13 protein-coding genes are annotated in these 18,939 nt (G+C 59.7%); 8 read left to right on the forward strand and 5 right to left on the reverse strand.

The window, feature by feature from the left end:
* Positions 1-45 precede the first annotated feature (45 nt).
* The 5 genes from QMK54_RS04035 to QMK54_RS04055 all read right to left on the reverse strand — a co-directional run bounded on the left by QMK54_RS04035 (position 46) and on the right by QMK54_RS04055 (position 8,048).
* Positions 46-1,641 (reverse strand): ABC transporter substrate-binding protein, encoded by a 1,596-nt coding sequence (locus QMK54_RS04035; protein ID WP_320402111.1) that lies wholly within the window; start codon positions 1,639-1,641, stop codon positions 46-48.
* A gap of 78 nt (positions 1,642-1,719) precedes the next feature.
* Positions 1,720-3,153, reverse strand: a complete 1,434-nt coding sequence (locus tag QMK54_RS04040; protein ID WP_320402112.1) for an OprD family porin — start codon at positions 3,151-3,153, stop codon at positions 1,720-1,722.
* A gap of 173 nt (positions 3,154-3,326) precedes the next feature.
* Complete coding sequence (locus QMK54_RS04045; RefSeq protein ID WP_110659987.1) at positions 3,327-4,928, reverse strand: ABC transporter substrate-binding protein; 1,602 nt, start codon at positions 4,926-4,928, stop codon at positions 3,327-3,329.
* Positions 4,929-5,231: 303 nt separating this feature from the next.
* Entirely contained in the window at positions 5,232-6,857 is a 1,626-nt protein-coding gene (locus QMK54_RS04050; RefSeq protein ID WP_110659986.1) for an ABC transporter substrate-binding protein, read from the reverse strand.
* Positions 6,858-7,331: 474 nt separating this feature from the next.
* Positions 7,332-8,048: an SIMPL domain-containing protein gene (locus QMK54_RS04055; RefSeq protein ID WP_320402113.1), complete on the reverse strand. Its 717-nt coding sequence runs from the start codon at positions 8,046-8,048 to the stop codon at positions 7,332-7,334.
* A 313-nt stretch (positions 8,049-8,361) separates the two neighbouring features.
* Here QMK54_RS04055 and QMK54_RS04060 point away from each other — a divergent pair, with 313 nt between their 5' ends.
* The 8 genes from QMK54_RS04060 to garD all read left to right on the forward strand — a co-directional run bounded on the left by QMK54_RS04060 (position 8,362) and on the right by garD (position 18,837).
* Positions 8,362-9,624, forward strand: a complete 1,263-nt coding sequence (locus tag QMK54_RS04060) for an ATP-binding protein (RefSeq protein ID WP_110663068.1) — start codon at positions 8,362-8,364, stop codon at positions 9,622-9,624.
* Positions 9,617-10,177, forward strand: coding sequence for a response regulator transcription factor (locus tag QMK54_RS04065; protein WP_007981466.1), 561 nt, complete (start codon positions 9,617-9,619; stop codon positions 10,175-10,177). Before QMK54_RS04060 ends, QMK54_RS04065 begins: the two co-directional genes overlap by 8 nt.
* Positions 10,178-10,274: 97 nt before the next feature.
* Complete coding sequence (locus tag QMK54_RS04070) at positions 10,275-12,002, forward strand: ABC transporter ATP-binding protein/permease (protein ID WP_110661190.1); 1,728 nt, start codon at positions 10,275-10,277, stop codon at positions 12,000-12,002.
* 189 nt (positions 12,003-12,191) lie between these two features.
* Complete coding sequence (locus QMK54_RS04075; RefSeq protein WP_178081855.1) at positions 12,192-12,941, forward strand: FadR/GntR family transcriptional regulator; 750 nt, start codon at positions 12,192-12,194, stop codon at positions 12,939-12,941.
* A gap of 385 nt (positions 12,942-13,326) precedes the next feature.
* Positions 13,327-14,238, forward strand: a complete 912-nt coding sequence (gene kdgD / locus QMK54_RS04080) for a 5-dehydro-4-deoxyglucarate dehydratase (RefSeq protein ID WP_007915340.1) — start codon at positions 13,327-13,329, stop codon at positions 14,236-14,238.
* 60 nt (positions 14,239-14,298) lie between these two features.
* Positions 14,299-15,744, forward strand: a complete 1,446-nt coding sequence (locus tag QMK54_RS04085) for an aldehyde dehydrogenase family protein (protein WP_110661189.1) — start codon at positions 14,299-14,301, stop codon at positions 15,742-15,744.
* A 160-nt stretch (positions 15,745-15,904) separates the two neighbouring features.
* Entirely contained in the window at positions 15,905-17,272 is a 1,368-nt protein-coding gene (locus QMK54_RS04090) for an MFS transporter (protein WP_057398865.1), read from the forward strand.
* Positions 17,273-17,283: 11 nt separating this feature from the next.
* Positions 17,284-18,837, forward strand: a complete 1,554-nt coding sequence (garD, locus tag QMK54_RS04095) for a galactarate dehydratase (protein ID WP_320402114.1) — start codon at positions 17,284-17,286, stop codon at positions 18,835-18,837.
* The last annotated feature ends 102 nt before the right edge of the window (positions 18,838-18,939 follow it).

Consider the following 18,939-nt stretch of genomic DNA (forward strand, 5'->3'; position numbering starts at 1 on the left):
GCGTGCCCGGCATTCCTGTGTCAGGAATGCCGGGAGTTTTCTTATCTACTTCACCTGGGTGGTGGCGAAGTTATTCGTGGTGAGGGGACTAATGTGATAGCCCTCTACGTTGTTGCGCATTGCGGTAAACATTCTAGTGTGTGCCATGCTGATCCATGGCTGGTCCTGGTTAAAAATAACCTGAGCCTGCTCGTAGAGCGCTGCACGCTCGACTGGATCGGTTTTTTCCCGAGCCTGGTCGAGCAGCGCCTGGAACTTGTCATTGCACCAGCGGGCGTAGTTTTCTCCGTTCTTGGCCGCTTCACAACTGAGCATAGGCGTCAGGAAGTTATCCGGGTCGCCGTTATCGCCCGCCCATCCGGCGGAAACCATGTCGTGCTCGCCGTTTTTCGCGCGTTTGAGCATTTCGCCCCATTCCATTACGCGGATGTCGATCTTGATTCCGACCTTGGCCAGGTCGGCTTGCATCATCTGCGCGCCGAGCATTGGGTTCGGGTTGGTCGGACCGCCACCGTTGCGGGTGAACAGGGTGAAGGTGGTGCCTTCCGGTACGCCGGCTTCCTTGAGCAGGGCGCGAGCCTTGTCCAGGTCATGGGCCGGGTTCTTCAGGTCGTGGTTGTAGCCCAGCAGGGTGTCCGGGTACGGGTTGACCGCAGCGGTTGCATTGCCCTTGCCGAACAACGCATTGACGTACGCCTCTTTGTCGAAGGCGATGTCGATGGCTTTGCGCACCCGCACATCACTCATGAACTTGTGCGTGGTGTTCATGGCGACGTAGGAAACGGTCATCGCGTTCAGTTCGTCGACCTTCAGGTTCGGGTCTTTCTTGATGCTCGGGATGTCATCCGGCTTCGGATACAGCGCGACCTGGCACTCGTTGGCCTTGAGCTTTTGCAGGCGCACGTTGTTGTCGGTGGCGATGGCCAGGATCAGCGAGTCGGCCGGTGGCTTGCCACGGAAGTAATCCGGGTTGGCCTTGAAGCGAACCTGGGCGTCCTTGTTGTAACGCTGGAAGACGAACGGACCGGTGCCGACTGGCTTGTTGTTCAGGTCACCGGCCTTGTTGGCCTTGAGCAACTGATCGGCGTACTCGGCGGAGTAGATCGACGAGAAGGCCATGGCGATGTCGGCCAGGAATGGCGCTTCGCGACGGGTCAGGGTGAACTTGACTGTGTTGTCGTCGACTTTCTCGACGCTTTTCAGCAGTTCCTTGAAGCCCATGCTTTCAAAGTACGGGAAACCCACGCTCGACAGTTTGTGCCATGGATGATTCGGGTCCAGCTGGCGCTGGAAGCTCCAGACCACGTCATCGGCATTCATGTCGCGGGTCGGCTTGAAGTATTCGGTGGTGTGGAACTTGACGCCTTTACGCAGATGGAAGGTGTAGCTCAGGCCGTCTTCGCTGATGTCCCAGGAATCAGCCAGCGCCGGAATCACCTCGGTGGTACCCGGTTTGAAGTCCGCCAGGCGATTGAAGATGGTTTCGGCCACGGCATCGGCGGTGACTGCAGTCGTGTACTGGACCATGTCGAAGCCTTCGGGGCTGGCTTCGGTGCAAACCACCAGGGGCTTGGCCGAGACACCGACAGCGACACTGAGCAAAGCAGCCGCGATGGCCGCACGTAGGGGAAGCATTTTCATCAAGAACCCTCTGCAATCAGTTAAAGGACAAAAGCCGAACGGCCGATTCATCGCGGAACCCGCCGTTCGGCAGCGGCATTACAGGATGTTGAATGGAACCGTGGTCACGAGACGGAACTCGTTGATGCTGCCGTCAGCCTGGTTTTCGCTGGCACGGTGAGCGGTGTAGGTACCGCGGATCGTGGTGGCCTTGAGCGGGCCGCTCTGCACGGCGTAGGTCGCGCCGATGCCGTATTCATAGTGGTGTTCGCCATCCTGGGACTGGATGCCGTCATAACCTTTGCCAACCACGCCGCCGTTGCCGGTGTAGTGGGTGCCGTCGATACCCCAGCCGCGCGCCTGGTAGATGTTGAACTTCAGGCCTGGTACGCCGTATTCGGCCATGTTCAGACCGTAGGCCACCTGGAACGATTTTTCGTTCGGGCCGTTGAAGTCCGACAGCAGGGAGTTGGCCAGGTAGATGCCGTTGGTTTCGTGCAGGTAGTCGAAGTACTCGTTACCGTTCACTTCCTGGTACGAGAAGGTCAGGGTGTGGGCCTGGTGGGTCAGGCCGAACGACAGGGAGTAGGTGTCGTTGTTGATGTCGCCGATCAGTGCCTTACCGGTTTCCTGGGTTTTGTAGTAGTTCAGGCCGGTGGTCAGGCTCAGTACCTGGCTGTCGCCCAGTACGTGGGAAGCGCCGAAGTAGTACTGGTTCCAGATGTCTTCAGCCTGGGTCGCCCAGAGGCTGGTGGTCAGGCTGGCAAAAGGGGTGTAGGTCAGGCCGCCGGTGTAGACGTGGTCCGTTTCAACGATGCCGTTGGCGTATTCGGTGCGGAATTTGCGCTGGCTTTCTTCGGTACGCGGTGAGTTGCGGTCGAAGGTGGCCAGGTCGAAGGCCAGGTTGTTCAGCTCTTCGCTGTGGATGGCCAGACCTTCGAAGCTCGAAGGCAGTGCACGGTTGCCGATCACGTCGACCATCGGGCTGCTGAAGTTCATGCGGCCGGCGGTCAGGGTGGTGTTGGAGACACGGGCCTTGACGTTGGCCAGGCCCAGTTTGCTCCACTGGCCTTGAGCGTCGCCGCCCTCCTTGGTCAGGGTACGGTTGTTGCCTGCGCCTGGACGCGTGCCCGGTGCGCCGCCGTTGTTGGACGCCAGGTCCTTGCGGTCCCGGTCCAGCGCGATGGCGTTGTAGGCCGCCACTTCGGTGCTGAAGCCTACGGTGCCTTCGGTGAAGCCCGAGTTGTACTTGAGGATGGTGCCCTGGACCCAGTTGATCCGGCGATCGGTCGGGGTCGAAACGCCGTCTTTCTTGTAGGCGAATTTGGCGCCGCGTTGCAGTTGCTCGTTGGCGTACCAGTTACGCGTGGTGCCGGTGATCGACTGGCCTTCGACAAAGCCGGTGGCTTCGCTTTGGGCGCTTTTCTCGTTCACGGTAACCGGGGTGAAAGCCTGGCTTTGGGATTCTGCGTAAGCCGTGGCGGTTACGCTGCTGATGGCCAAGGCCAATAACGCGGTGCTGCTCAGTTTCATGGGTAAAGCTCCTGACTTTCTTTTTTTATGCCGGTCTTTTTTTGTGATCCGGCTATTGGTTTAGAACTCATTCACGGCAACGCAAACGTTTGCTGTTGGCCAAATTGGCGAAAGACGGCAAAGCGTCTGCGTGAGGGCGGAAAATCCGCCCCCCGGCATTTCTGGCTAATCGGTTATTTTTCTATGCTGACACCCGAGAAAACATTGCGACCGAACGGGCTCACCTTGAACCCTTCGATTTTGGCGCTCAGCGGCTGGTTGACCGTTGAGTGGGCGACTGGCGTGATCGGCACTTGCTGCTTGAGCAACTGCTGCGCCTGTTTGTAGAGCAGGGTGCGCTGGTCTCGGTCGGTGACGACCTTGGCCTGCTTGATCAGCTTGTCGTAAGCCGGATCACACCACATCGAGTAGTTGTTACCGCCAATGGCGTCGCAGCTGTAGAGCGTGCCCAGCCAGTTGTCCGGATCACCGTTGTCACCGGTCCAGCCAATCAGGCTGATGTCGTGCTCGCCATTCTTGGTGCGCTTGATGTACTCGCCCCACTCATAGCTGACGATCTTCACCTTGAGGCCGATCTTCGCCCAGTCAGCCTGGAGCATCTCGGCCATCAACTTGGCGTTAGGGTTGTACGGACGCTGGACCGGCATGGCCCAGAGAGTGATTTCGGTACCTTCCTTGACGCCGGCAGCCTTGAGCAATTCCTTGGCTTTTTCCGGGTTGTAGGCGGCGTCCTTGATCGTGTCGTCGTAGGACCATTGGGTCGGCGGCATGGCGTTGACCGCCAGTTGCCCCGCGCCCTGGTAGACGGCATTGAGAATGCCCTGCTTGTTCACCGCCATGTCCAGCGCCTGGCGTACTTCGAGCTGGTCGAACGGTTTGTGGCGCACGTTGTAGGCGATGTAGCCGAGGTTGAAGCCAGGCTTCTCGATCAGTTGCAGCGCCGGGTCGTTCTTCAGCGCAGGCACATCGGCGGGGCGCGGGTGCAGGGTGATCTGGCACTCGCCGGCCTTGAGTTTCTGCACCCGCACCGAGGCGTCGGTGTTGATGGCGAAAATCAGGTTGTCGAGCTTGACCCGGCTCGGGTCCCAGTAGTGCTTGTTACCGGTGTAACGGATGTTCGAGTCTTTCTGGTAGCTCTTGAACACGAACGGCCCGGTACCGACCGGCTTCTGGTTGATGTCGCTCGGTTTGCCTTCGGCCAGCAGCTTGTCGGCGTACTCGGCCGAAAGGATGGCGGCGAAGCTCATGGCGATGTTCTGGATGAACGCGGCGTCCACGCTGTTGAGCGTAAAGACCACGGTCAGCGGCCCGGTCTTTTCGACCTTGGCGATGTTCTTGTTCAGGCTCATGCCGTTGAAATACGGAAACTCTGTCGGATAAGCCTTACGGAAAGGTTGTTGCGGATCGAGCATGCGATTGAACGTGAACAGCACGTCATCGGCGTTGAAATCGCGGGTCGGCGTGAAGTACTTGGTGGTGTGAAACTTCACCCCTTCGCGCAGGTGAAACGTGTATTTGAGGCCGTCCTCGGAAATTTCCCAGCTCGTGGCCAGGCCCGGTACGACGTTGGTCGCGCCTTTTTCAAACTCTGCCAGTCGGTTGTACAGCGGCTCGGCGGCGTCGTTGTCGGTCGCAGTGGTGTACTGCGCCGTGTCGAAACCGGCGGGGCTGCCTTCGGAGCAGAACACCAGGCTGTTGTTGGCGGCTTGGCTGATGGAAGTGGCGGCCAACAGGCCGGTGCCCAGCAATGCGGATAAAACCAAGGTATGGCGCATAACGCTCCCTTTTCTCTTATGTGTTGTCAGTGAGCCGCCGTCCCGTCCGCGGACGTAGAGGCATCACTGATTTCAAGCCATGCACGCAGCAGTAACCGATGACCCACGCATGCACTGGTCGGATCCCGACGGTATGAGCCACGGGTCCGGCAGTAAATGCGTAGAGTCCTAAAGACTCGTAGGAAATGGCAACGCGTCCTTACCCGATGCTGTAGCCAGCTGCGGATTTGGATGTAGGCAAATTCCTGCTTTGCTCGGTAGATAAAGCAACGGCGACGTCAGAAACGTCGCCGTTGCAAAACCTTACTTGCTGACGCTGACGCCGTAGAAGGAGTTCAAGCCGAATGGGCTGATCTTGAAGTCCTGCACGTTGTCGCGCATAGGCTGGAACACCGTCGAGTGAGCGATAGGTGTCATTGGAACCGCGTCCTTGAGGACGTGTTGTGCCTGCTTGTACAGTTCGGTGCGCTTGGCCTGATCGGTCGTGCGCTTGGCTTCCTTGACGATGCCGTCGAACTTCTTGTCGCACCATTTGGAGAAGTTGTTGCCTTCCAGCGAGTCGCAGCCGAACAGCACGTTCAGCCAGTTGTCCGGATCACCATTGTCACCGCTCCAGCCAATCAGCATCGCCTGGTTCTCGCCACCTTTGGAGCGCTTGATGTACTCGCCCCACTCGTAGCTCTGGATCTTGACCTTGAGGCCGATCTTGGACCAGTCGGACTGCAGCATTTCTGCCATCAGTTTGGCGTTCGGGTTGTACGGACGCTGAACCGGCATCGCCCAGAGAACGATTTCCGTGCCATCTTTCACGCCAGCTTCCTTGAGCAGCTCCTTGGCTTTCTCAGGGTTGTACGGCGCATCCTTGATGGTAGTGTCGTAGGACCACTGGGTCGGTGGCATGGCGTTGACGGCCAGTTGACCGGCGCCCTGGTACACGGAGTCGATGATCTGTTGCTTGTTGACCGCCATGTCCAGTGCCTGACGCACTTTCAGCTGGGCCAGCGGGTTTGGCTCGTTGCTGCCCTTGACCTTGTCCATCACGTTATAGGCGATGTAACCGAGGTTGAAACCAGCCTGGTCAGGCACCTTCAGGGTCTTGTCTTCCTTCAGGGCTTTCAGGTCGGCCGGACGCGGGAACAGGGTGACCTGGCACTCGTTCTTCTTCAGCTTCTGGATACGCACCGACGGGTCGGTAGTGATAGCGAAGATCAGGTTGTCGATCTTCACGTCTTCCGGCTTCCAGTAGTCCTTGTTCCCGGTGTAGCGGATGTTGGAGTCTTTCTGGTAGCTCTTGAACACGAACGGACCAGTGCCGACCGGCTTCTGGTTGATGTCGGCGGCCTTGCCTTCCTTGAGCAGCTGGGCAGCGTACTCGGCGGACTGTACGGAAGCGAAGCTCATGGCCATGTTCTGGATGAACGCGGCATCAACTTCTTTCAGGGTGAACTTGACAGTGTGGTCGTCGACTTTATCGATCTTGGTGATGTTGGTGTCCATCCCCATGTCGGTGAAGTACGGGAATTCGGTCGGGTACGCTTTGCGGAACGGGTCATCCTTGTTAATCATGCGATTAAAGGTGAACAGCACGTCGTCGGCGTTGAACTCACGAGTCGGCTTGAAGTACGGGGTGGTGTGGAACTTGACGCCTTCACGCAGGTGGAAGGTGTAGGTCAGGCCGTCATCGGAGATGTCCCACTTGGTCGCCAGACCAGGAATTACGGCGGTGCCGCCGCGCTCGAACTGGGTGAGGCGGTTGAACATGGTTTCTGCAGAGGCGTCGAAGTCGGTTCCGGTGGTGTATTGACCTGGATCGAAACCGGCCGGGCTCCCTTCGGAGCAGAACACCAGGTTGGTCGCTGCTTGGGCGAACGGTGCGCTGGCTAGCAAGCTTGCGCCAACTAGAAACGGAATGACCGCGTGTTTAAGCATGGTGGCCTCATGATTTGTTGTCATTTTTGGAATTAGAGGACGACCTCGTGAGTCGTGCCTGCGGATACTTATGCAGGGGCCATACCCAATGCAAGATCCAGAGCGACTACAAGCCTTAAACGGTGGCACGAACGTACCTTAATGTCGCATTTGTATAAAACCTGACGCATTTGACCGTTTGCGCGGCATTTTTACGGTGCAAACGACGCACTTTTACGGTGCGCCATGAACACTGGGTGCTCCCGATCAGGGCGGGGTGTTACTTATTTATACCCCTGTTTTGTGGTGTGGGTATGGCGTGAATAAGAGTGGTTATTGTTGCGCCGATAGTGGCCAATCGAACTCAGTTGCACCCGATGCAACTGCCGGCTTTTTCCCGGTGGTCTATCCAGTTATAGCTCATGCCGGAAAACTGCCCAAAAAAAACGGCGATCATGTGAGTGATCGCCGTTTTTTTGTTCAGGGCCTATCGACTCAAGGCATCAGCACTTCAATCGAACCATCGGCGGTCATGCTCACCTGGCTGGTGCCGGCTTCAACATCCGGTGTCACCGGTGCGGCGTCCATGGCGGCGGCTTTCATCATCATCGGCGCGCGCAGGTAAGGCTGTGGATAACCGTTGCTGTTGAGGTTCAGGTTGACGATCTTGTAGCCCTTGCCGCCCAGGGCCTCAGTCGCAAGCTGGGCGCGGGCCTTGAAGGCGGTCACGGCGTCCTTGAGCAGGGCGTCTTCGCTGGCCTTGCGGGTCGGGGTGGCGATAGCGAAGTCCATGCCGCCCATTTTCAGGTCGGTGAGCAGTTCGCCGGTCAGCTTCGACAATGCGGCGAAGTCCGAGCTTTCCAGGCGCAATTCGGCACGCTCGCGCCAGCCGGTGATTTTCTGGCCCTTGGTGTCATAGATCGGGTAGCTGTTGCGACTGCCCTGACGCAGGGTGATGTCCTTGACTTGCTTGGACTGGGCCAGCGCCTTGTTCATGGTGGTGCTGACGTCGGCGGCGAGTTTGGCCGGGTCGCTGTTCTGTTCTTCGGTATAGAGGGTCACGATCATCAGGTCGCGGGCCACTTCCTGACTGACTTCGGCGCGCAGGGAAATCTGGTTGTAATGAAGCTCGTCGGCGGCCAGGGCCGGGAGACTGGCGACGGTGCCAAGGCTCAGGGCGAGGAGGGCGGCGCTGCGGCGGAATGTGTGCATGAAGGCTCCTTGAAGGTGCGCAGGGGTATGATCCGGTCCTGCGTGAAACCATCAGACTCTAGCTTTTATGTTCCGGTTCGCACAGTTACAACTTCTATACAGATGCATGGCTGCCACTCGCTGTTTGTAGGAGCTGGCTTGCCAGCGATGGAGTCGCGGGCGCCGCGTTTATCCTGAATGCGCGCGTTATCGTTAACGTCCATCGCTGGCAAGCCAGCTCCTACATGTGGCCGTTTGCCGCACTTTTGCCTGTCAGCCCCTGTGCTTGGTTATACTCCCGGCGATCCGCCTGGAGCGCTCATCAGGAGAGCTCATGCTCGCCCCCGTTCAAATCACTTCCGCCACTCGCCAGAACCTCTGGCGGCTGACGTTCATCCGCACCTTGGTGCTGGCCGCCCAGGCAGGTTCCGTGGGCCTGGCCTACTGGCTCGAATTGTTGCCGCTGCCCTGGTTTCAACTGGCCGCGACGCTCGCATGCTCAATGCTGTTGTGCGTGTTCACGGCGATTCGCCTGCGCACCTCGTGGCCGGTGACCGAGCTCGAATACGCTGTGCAACTGGCCTGCGACCTGTTTATCCACAGCGCATTGCTGTTCTTCTCCGGTGGTTCGACCAACCCCTTCGTCTCCTATTACCTGGTGCCGCTGACCATTGCCGCCGTGACGTTGCCATGGCGTTATTCGGTGATCCTGTCGGGTATCGCGCTGACGATGTACACGCTGTTGCTGGCGCAGTTCTACCCGCTGCAAACCTTCCCCATCGCTCGGGAAAACCTGCAGGTATACGGGATGTGGCTGAGCTTCGCTCTCGCCGCCGCAGTGATCACCTTCTTCGCCGCGCGCATGGCCGAAGAGCTGCGCCGCCAGGAAGAATTGCGCGCCATTCGCCGCGAAGAGGGCCTACGCGATCAGCAACTGCTGGCCGTCGCCACCCAGGCCGCCGGTGCGGCTCATGAATTGGGTACGCCGCTGGCGACCATGAGTGTGCTGCTCAAGGAAATGCGTCAGGATCACCATGATCCGATGTTGCAGGACGACCTGAGCGTGCTGCAGGATCAGGTCAAGCTGTGCAAGGAAACCTTGCAGCAGCTTGTTCGGGCGGCGGAGGCCAATCGTCGGTTGGCGGTGGAGATGCAGGATGTCACCGATTGGCTCGACGAAGCCCTCAATCGCTGGCACCTGATGCGCCCGGAAGCCAGCTATCGCTTCCAGCGCCTTGGCCAGGGCCCGGTCCCTCGCATGGCGCCGCCACCAGACCTGACCCAGGCGTTGCTGAATCTGCTGAACAACGCCGCCGATGCCTGCCCGGAAGGGCTGCAAGTGACGCTGGACTGGGATTGGGAAAACCTCACCATCAGCATTCGTGACCACGGCGCCGGTGTGCCGCTGGCCATCGCCGAGCAAATCGGCAAACCGTTTTTTACCACCAAGGGCAAAGGTTTCGGCCTGGGCCTGTTTTTGAGCAAGGCCAGCGTGACACGCGCCGGCGGCTCAGTGAAACTCTACAGTCATGAGGAAGGTGGCACGCTCACCGAGCTGCGCCTGCCCCGTGTCGCCCGAGGAGACGAACATGAGTGAAGAGATCCAAGTCGAAGGCGAAGAACTGCCGCATTTGTTGCTGGTCGATGACGACGCCACATTCACCCGCGTCATGGCTCGCGCCATGGCCCGCCGGGGTTTTCGCGTCAGCACCGCCAGTTCCGCCGAGGAAGGCCTGGAGCTGGCCAAGGCCGATCTGCCGGATTACGCCGCCCTGGACCTGAAGATGGACGGCGATTCCGGCCTGGTGCTGCTGCCCAAGTTGCTGGAAATGGACCCGGAAATGCGCGTGGTGATCCTCACCGGTTACTCGAGCATTGCCACTGCCGTCGAGGCGATCAAGCGCGGTGCCTGCAATTACCTGTGCAAACCGGCGGATGCGGACGACGTGTTGGCGGCGCTGCTGTCCGAACACGCCGATCTCGACAGCCTGGTGCCGGAAAACCCGATGTCCGTGGACCGCCTGCAGTGGGAGCACATCCAGCGCGTGCTGACCGAGCACGAGGGCAACATCTCCGCCACGGCCCGTGCCCTGGGCATGCACCGCCGCACCCTGCAGCGCAAACTGCAGAAGCGCCCCGTTCGCCGCTGAACCTGCGCTGAACGAATGCGGGCCGTATCTCGCGACAAACCGGACCGATCATCTATGATCGGTTCGTGTGTGCACTTTTCTTTATCGAGCCTTATCCATGAATCAGAACGCTGAGTATTCCGCGGTCAACGACGCCGTGCGCGGGCAGTTTTTTCGCAAAGTGTGGGCGATGATCACGCCTTACTGGCGCAGTGAAGAGAAGGCCAAGGCCTGGACGCTGCTGATCGCGGTGATTGCGCTGTCGCTGATCAGCGTGGGGATCTCGGTGTGGTTCAACACCTGGTACAAGGACTTCTACAACGCCCTGCAAAAGAAGGACGAGGCGGCGTTCTGGCAGTTGATCCTGTACTTCTGCGCGATTGCCGCGGTGGCGATCGTCGGCGCGGTGTACCGGCTCTATCTGACCCAGATGCTGACGATCCGCTGGCGGGCATGGCTGACTGAAAAGCACTTTGCGCGCTGGCTCGCCGACAAGAATTACTACCAGCTGGAACAGGGCGGTTACACCGATAACCCGGACCAGCGGATTTCCGAAGACCTCAACAACTTCACCTCCAACACCCTTGAGCTGGGTATCGGGCTGCTGCGCAATATCGTCAGCCTGGTGTCGTTCTCGATCATTCTGTGGGGCGTGTCGGGCAGTATTGAAGTGTTCGGCATCACCATTCCCGGCTACATGTTCTGGTGCGTACTGGTTTACGCGGTGGTCGGTAGCTGGTTGACGCATTTGATCGGTCGTCGCCTGATCGGCCTGAACAACCAACAACAACGCTTCGAAGCCGACCTGCGTTTCTCCATGGTGCGAATTCGCGAGAATGCCGAAAGCATCGCGTTGTACAACGGCGAGCCGAACGAAAATCGCCGGTTGAGCAATCGCTTCGGGATGGTCTGGCATAACTTCTGGGACATCATGAAGGTGTCCAAGCGCCTGACGTTCTTCACCGCCGGTTACAGTCAGGCCGCCATCATCTTCCCGTTCATCGTTGCCTCGCCGCGTTATCTCGCCGGCAAGATCGAACTCGGCGAACTGATGCAGATCAGCTCGGCGTTCGGCAATGTGCAGGAAAGCTTCAGCTGGTTCATCAGTGCGTACCAGAGCCTCGCCTCCTGGCGCGCCACCTGCGATCGTCTGCTCAGCTTCCATCAGGCCATGACTGACAACGAAGAGCGTGCGCCGGCCATCGACGTACAGAATTCGGGCTCGGCGCTGAAGGTGCACAACCTCGGCCTCGATCTGGCTGAAGGTCGTCACCTGCTGACCAACGCCGACATGACCGTGGAGGAGGGCGAGCGTGTGATGCTCAGCGGTCGTTCCGGCAGCGGCAAGTCGACCTTGCTGCGGGCGATGGGACATCTGTGGCCGGCCGGCCACGGCAGTATTCGCCTGCCGGCGGCGCGCTACCTGTTCCTGCCGCAAAAGCCGTATTTGCCGATTGGCACCTTGCGTGATGTCCTTAGTTATCCCCAGCCCGGCGATACCTACCCGAACGAACGCTACGTGCAGGTGCTGGAAACCTGTCGCCTGCCGCACCTGGTTGCTCGTCTCGACGAAGCCAACCACTGGCAGCGCATGTTGTCGCCGGGTGAGCAGCAGCGCCTGGCCTTTGCCCGTGCACTGCTCTATGCGCCGCAATGGCTGTACATGGACGAAGCGACTTCGGCGATGGACGAAGAGGACGAGGCCACGTTGTATCAGGCGTTGATCGATGAGTTGCCGGGGCTGAGCATTGTCAGCGTCGGCCATCGCAGCAGCCTGAAGCGCTTCCATCCGCGGCATGTTCGTATCGAGAATGGCCATCTGGTGGACCAGGCGGTGACCGCATAACCACCCGGTTCCTTGTAGGCGCGAGCTTGCTCGCGATGGAGGCTAACGATAACGCGTGCTTTCTGAATAAACGCGGCGCGTTCAAGTCCATCGCGAGCAAGCTCGCTCCTACAAGGGCAAGGTGATCGTACAACCGCGTTGCGCTATGATGCGCTTTCAGCAGCCGAACTTTCGAGACAGATGTTCACCATGGAAAACCTCAACGACACACCACGCCTCCCTCGCAAGCGCCGCAGCCTCGCTCAGGAACTGGTGACGGTGCTGTCCGAGCAGATCCGCGACGGTCATCTCAAGCGTGGCGACAAGTTGCCTACCGAGTCGGCCATCATGGATGCCCATGGTGTCAGCCGCACGGTGGTGCGCGAGGCGATTTCCCGTTTGCAGGCGGCAGGGCAGGTGGAAACCCGCCACGGTATCGGCACCTTCGTGCTCGACACGCCGAGCCCGAGCGGTTTCCGTATCGACCCGGCGACCGTGGTGACCTTGCGCGATGTGCTGGCGATCCTGGAACTGCGCATCAGCCTGGAAGTGGAATCTGCCGGGCTGGCGGCGCAACGTCGCAGTCCGGAACAGTTGGCCAACATGCGCGCCGCCCTCGATGCGTTGAACGAAAGTGCCGCCCACGCCAGTGACGCCGTGGCTTCGGACTTCGCTTTCCACCTCGAAATCGCGCTGTCCACCGGCAACCGCTATTTCACCGACATCATGACCCACCTGGGCACCAGCATCATTCCGCGCACTCGGCTGAACTCCGCGCGCCTGGCCCATGACGACCAGCAGCACTACATGGGTCGCCTGAGCCGTGAGCACGAGGAAATCTACGACGCCATTGCCCGCCAGGATTCCGATGCGGCGCGTGCGGCCATGCGCCTGCACCTGACCAACAGCCGTGAGCGGTTGCGTCATGCCCATGAAGAGGCTGAGGCGCAGCGCGGCTGAGTGTTCTGCTTCCAGTCCTGTATTGACTGACAGATTGCCTTCGCGAGCAAGCCCGCTCCCACACTTGATTTGTGCACGATGCACATCCCCTGTGGGAGCGGGCTTGCTCGCGAAGTGGCCTTCAGCCGCGCCGCAAAACCTTCAACCAGGTTCCTCTATCTTCCGACAACGTATCTCTAGAACACCGATTGTCCTGTCGTGAGCATCCCGTCCCACCACGTACAAACCCTCTAATACAAGGCTCAACGCATTCCTGTCGAACAATTTTCCTCTGCGGCGATGAAATGCAGTTGACGGTTGTATTTTAAGTTGTACGATGACCTACAACTTCAGCGCAGGCTGAACGGTTTTCTCACACAACGTCGCTATCCAGGGTGTTCGAATAATGAATCCACAAGAACTGAAGTCCATCCTCTCTGCCGGTCTGCTGTCTTTCCCGGTCACCGATTTCAATGCTCAGGGCGACTTCAATCGCGCGGGTTATATCAAGCGTCTCGAATGGCTGGCCCCATACGGCGCCTCGGCTCTGTTCGCCGCGGGCGGCACCGGTGAGTTCTTCTCTCTGGCGGCCAGCGAATATTCGGAAATCATCAAGACTGCGGTCGACACTTGCGCCACCAGCGTGCCAATCCTGGCCGGTGTGGGCGGTTCGACCCGCCAGGCCATCGAATACGCACAGGAAGCCGAGCGTCTGGGCGCCAAGGGTCTGTTGCTGCTGCCGCATTACCTGACCGAAGCCAGCCAGGACGGCGTTGCCGCCCACGTTGAAGCCGTGTGTAAATCGGTCAACATCGGCGTGGTGGTCTACAACCGTAACGTCTGCCGCTTGAACGCGCCGCTGCTGGAGCGTCTGGCCGAGCGCTGCCCGAACCTGATCGGCTACAAGGACGGTCTGGGTGACATCGAGTTGATGGTGTCGATCCGTCGCCGCCTCGGTGATCGCTTCAGCTACCTGGGTGGCTTGCCGACCGCTGAAGTCTACGCCGCGGCCTACAAGGCGCTGGGCGTGCCGGTCTACTCCTCGGCGGTGTTCAACTTCATTCCGAAAACCGCGATGGACTTCTACCACGCGATCGCTCGTGAAGATCACGCCACTGTCGGCAAGATCATCGACGACTTCTTCCTGCCGTACCTGGACATCCGTAACCGCAAGGCCGGTTACGCCGTGAGCATTGTCAAGGCCGGGGCAAAAATTGCCGGCTACGACGCAGGTCCTGTGCGTGCGCCACTGACCGATCTGACCGGCGAAGAGTACGAAATGCTCGCCGCGCTGATCGACAAGCAGGGCGCGCAGTAATACCCGATAAAACCAGGGCCGCTGAGCAATCAGCGGCTTTTTGCGTGAGGAGATGAGCAAGTGGCTGATTCAAAGCGTTTTGATAACTACATCAACGGCGAATGGGTTGCTGGTGGCGACTATTCGACCAACATCAACCCGTCCGAACTGACCGATGCCATCGGCGATTACGCCAAGGCTGACCTGGCTCAGGTTCACGCCGCCATCGACGCCGCCCGTGCCGCGTTTCCGGCCTGGTCCACTTCCGGCATTCAGGCGCGTCACGATTCCCTGGACAAAGTCGGTACTGAGATCCTCGCCCGTCGCGAAGAGCTCGGCACCCTGCTGGCCCGGGAAGAGGGCAAGACCCTGCCTGAAGCCATCGGCGAAGTGACCCGCGCCGGTAACATCTTCAAGTTCTTCGCTGGTGAATGCCTGCGACTGTCCGGCGACTATCTGCCGTCGGTGCGTCCGGGCGTCAATGTTGAAGTCACTCGCGAAGCCTTGGGCGTGGTCGGTCTGATCACCCCGTGGAACTTCCCGATTGCCATTCCGGCGTGGAAAATCGCCCCGGCCCTGGCCTACGGCAACTGCGTCGTGCTGAAACCCGCGGACCTGGTTCCGGGTTGCGCATGGGCCCTGGCCGAAATCATCTCCCGCGCGGGCTTCCCGGCCGGCGTGTTCAACCTGGTGATGGGCAGCGGTCGCGTAGTTGGCGATGCGCTGGTCCACAGCCCGAAAGTCGACGGCATCAGCTTCACCGGTTCAGTGGGTGTCGGTCGTCAGATCGCCGTGAGCTGTGTGTCGCGTCAGGCCAAGGTCCAGTTGGAAATGGGCGGCAAGAACCCGCAGGTCATTCTCGACGATGCCGATCTCAAGCAAGCGGTCGAACTGTCGGTACAGAGCGCGTTCTACTCCACCGGCCAGCGTTGCACCGCATCGAGCCGCTTCATCGTCACCGCTGGCATCCACGACCAGTTCGTCGAAGCCATGGCCGAGCGCATGAAGTCGATCAAGGTCGGCCATGCGTTGAAGGCTGGCACCGATATCGGTCCGGTGGTCTCGCAAGCGCAACTTGAACAAGACATGAAGTACATCGACATCGGCCAGTCCGAAGGTGCGCGCCTGGTCAGCGGCGGTGGTCTGGTGACGTGCGACACCGAGGGGTACTTCCTCGCGCCAACCCTGTTTGCCGACAGCGAAGCGTCGATGCGCATCAGCCAGGAAGAAATCTTCGGCCCGGTGGCCAACATCGTCCGCGTCGCCGATTACGAAGCTGCGCTGGCCATGGCCAACGACACCGAGTTCGGTCTGTCGGCGGGCATTGCCACGACCTCGCTGAAGTACGCCAACCACTTCAAGCGCCACTCCCAGGCCGGGATGGTGATGGTCAACCTGCCGACCGCCGGTGTGGATTACCACGTTCCGTTCGGTGGGCGTAAAGGTTCATCCTATGGATCACGTGAGCAAGGTCGCTATGCGCAGGAGTTCTACACGGTCGTGAAGACCAGCTACATCGGTTCGTAAGCGCAGCACCCCGTGTAGGAGCGAGCTTGCTCGCGATGGTCTTGAAGGCGCGGCGTTCAACCTGATGCCCCGCGTCATCGTTGACCACCATCGCGAGCAAGCTCGCTCCTACAGAAAAACGATTACCCGCAAAAAAAATAATTAGTGGGAGTACATCTACATGCAATCGACCAAGCCGACTCACGTCCGCTATTTGATCCTGCTCATGCTGTTTCTGGTGACCACGATCAACTACGCCGACCGCGCTACCATCGCAATCGCCGGCTCCAGCCTGCAGAAAGACCTGGGCATTGATGCCGTTACCCTCGGCTACATCTTCTCCGCATTCGGTTGGGCCTATGTGGCCGGGCAAATCCCCGGTGGCTGGCTGCTTGACCGTTTTGGTTCGAAAAAAATCTACGCATTGAGCATCTTCACCTGGTCGCTGTTCACCGTCCTGCAGGGTTATGTCGGTGAGTTCGGCATGTCCACGGCGGTGGTTGCGCTGTTCATGCTGCGCTTCCTCGTGGGCCTGGCCGAAGCGCCGTCCTTCCCCGGCAACGCGCGCATCGTCGCGGCCTGGTTCCCGACCGCTGAACGCGGCACCGCCTCGGCGATCTTCAACTCGGCGCAATACTTCGCCACTGTGTTGTTCGCACCGTTGATGGGCTGGATCGTCTACAGCTTCGGCTGGCAGCACGTGTTCATCGTCATGGGCGTGATCGGCATCATCTTCTCGGGCATCTGGCTGAAAGTGATCCACAGTCCGCGCCAGCACCCGATGATCAATGACGCCGAGTTCAAGCACATCGCCGACAATGGCGGCATGGTCGACATGGACCAGGACAAAGGCAAAGGCAAGAAAGTCGACGGTCCGAAGTGGGACTACATCCGCCAACTGCTGACCAACCGCATGATGCTCGGCGTGTACCTGGGCCAGTACTGCATCAATGGCATCACCTACTTCTTCCTGACCTGGTTCCCGGTGTACCTGGTGCAAGAGCGCGGCATGACCATCCTCAAGGCCGGTTTCATCGCTTCGTTGCCGGCGATCTGCGGTTTTATCGGTGGTGTGCTCGGCGGAGTGATTTCCGATTACCTGCTGCGCAAAGGCCATTCCCTGACCTTCGCCCGCAAGGCGCCGATCATTGCCGGCCTGCTGGTTTCCAGCAGCATCGTGGCCTGTAACTACGTGGACGTTGAATGGATGGTCGTCGGCTTCATGGCCCTGGCATTCTTCGGCAAAGGCGTGGGCGCGTTGGGCTGGGCCGTGGTATCCGATACTTCGCCGAAGCAGATCGCCGGCCTGAGCGGTGGCTTGTTCAACACCTTCGGTAACCTCGCGTCCATCACCACCCCGATCGTGATCGGCTACATCATCAGCTCCACCGGTTCATTCAAGTGGGCGTTGGTGTTCGTCGGTTGCAACGCTTTGGTCGCGGTGTTCAGCTATCTGGTCATCGTCGGCCCGATCAAACGCGTGGTGCTCAAAGAGCCACCAGCGAACGGTTCTGAAGCCCCTGGCAAATTATCTCAAGCGCATTCCTGAGGAGCGGCGTCATGCAGTTGATTGAACATTCCGACTCGCCGCGCTACATCCGCTTGCACGAGCGGGATAACGTAGTGATTGTGGTCAACGATCAGGGCGTACCAGCCGGTACCGAGTTTGCGGACGGCCTGGTGACCGTGGACTTCGTGCCACAGAGCCACAAGGTCACCCTGGAAGACATTCCCGAAGGTGGCCAGGTAATTCGCTACGGCCAGGTCATTGGCTACGCCTTGCAGCCGATTCCGCGCGGCAGTTGGGTCAAGGAAGATCAACTGCGCATGCCGACCGCGCCACCGCTGGACAGCCTGCCGCTGTCCACCGACGTGCCGGCCGCGCAAGCACCGCTGGAAGGCTTCACCTTCGAGGGTTATCGCAACGCTGACGGCACCGTCGGTACGCGCAACATTCTTGGCATCACCACCACTGTTCAATGCGTGACCGGCGTACTCGATCATGCGGTCAAACGCATCAAGGATGAGTTGCTGCCCAAGTACCCGCACGTCGATGACGTGGTGGCGCTGACCCACAGCTACGGCTGCGGCGTGGCCATCACCGCCACCGACGCGTACATTCCGATCCGCACCGTGCGCAACCTGGCGCGCAACCCGAACCTGGGTGGTGAAGCGCTGGTCATCAGCCTGGGCTGCGAAAAGTTGCAGGCCGGGCAGGTGATGCACGACAACGACAGTTCGGTGGATCTCAGCGAGCCGTGGTTGTATCGCTTGCAGGACTCCAGCCACGGCTTCACCGAGATGATCGAGCAGATCATGGGACTGGCCGAAACCCGTTTGAAAAAGCTTGATCAACGTCGGCGGGAAACCGTGCCGGCGTCCGAGCTGATCCTCGGCATGCAATGCGGCGGCAGTGATGCGTTCTCCGGTATCACCGCCAACCCGGCGCTCGGTTATGCCTCGGACCTGCTGTTGCGGGCGGGTGCGACGGTGATGTTTTCCGAAGTCACCGAAGTGCGCGATGCCATCTATCTGCTGACCTCCCGCGCGGAAAACCAGGAAGTCGCCCAGGAGCTGGTGCGGGAAATGGACTGGTACGACCGCTACCTGGCCAAGGGCGAGGCGGATCGCAGTGCCAACACCACGCCTGGCAACAAGAAGGGCGGGTTGTCGAACATTGTCGAGAAGTCCCTGGGCTCGATCGTCAAGTCCGGCAGCAGCGCGATCAATGGCGTGCTTGGCCCAGGTGAGCGTTTCAAGCGTAAAGGCCTGATTTTCTGCGCGACCCCGGCCAGTGACTTTGTCTGCGGGACGCTGCAGCTGGCGGCGGGGATGAACCTGCACGTGTTCACCACCGGTCGCGGCACGCCTTACGGGCTGGCCATGGCACCGGTGGTCAAGGTCTCGACCCGGACTGAACTGGCGCAACGCTGGCCGGACCTGATCGACATCGACGCCGGGCGCATTGCCACCGGGCGTGCATCGATCGAGGAGCTGGGCTGGGAGCTGTTCCACTTCTACCTGGACGTGGCCAGCGGCAAGAAACAGACGTGGGCCGAGCAGCACAAACTGCATAACGACATCACCTTGTTCAACCCGGCGCCGATCACGTAGGACCGCGTTATCGTTCTTCGCGAGCAAGCCCGCTTCCACAGGGGATCTTGGGTGGGCACAAATTCTGTGTTCACAGCAGATCAAATGTGGGAGCGGGCTTGC

It is taken from the genome of Pseudomonas sp. P5_109, assembly GCF_034009455.1.
Taxonomy (GTDB): domain Bacteria; phylum Pseudomonadota; class Gammaproteobacteria; order Pseudomonadales; family Pseudomonadaceae; genus Aquipseudomonas.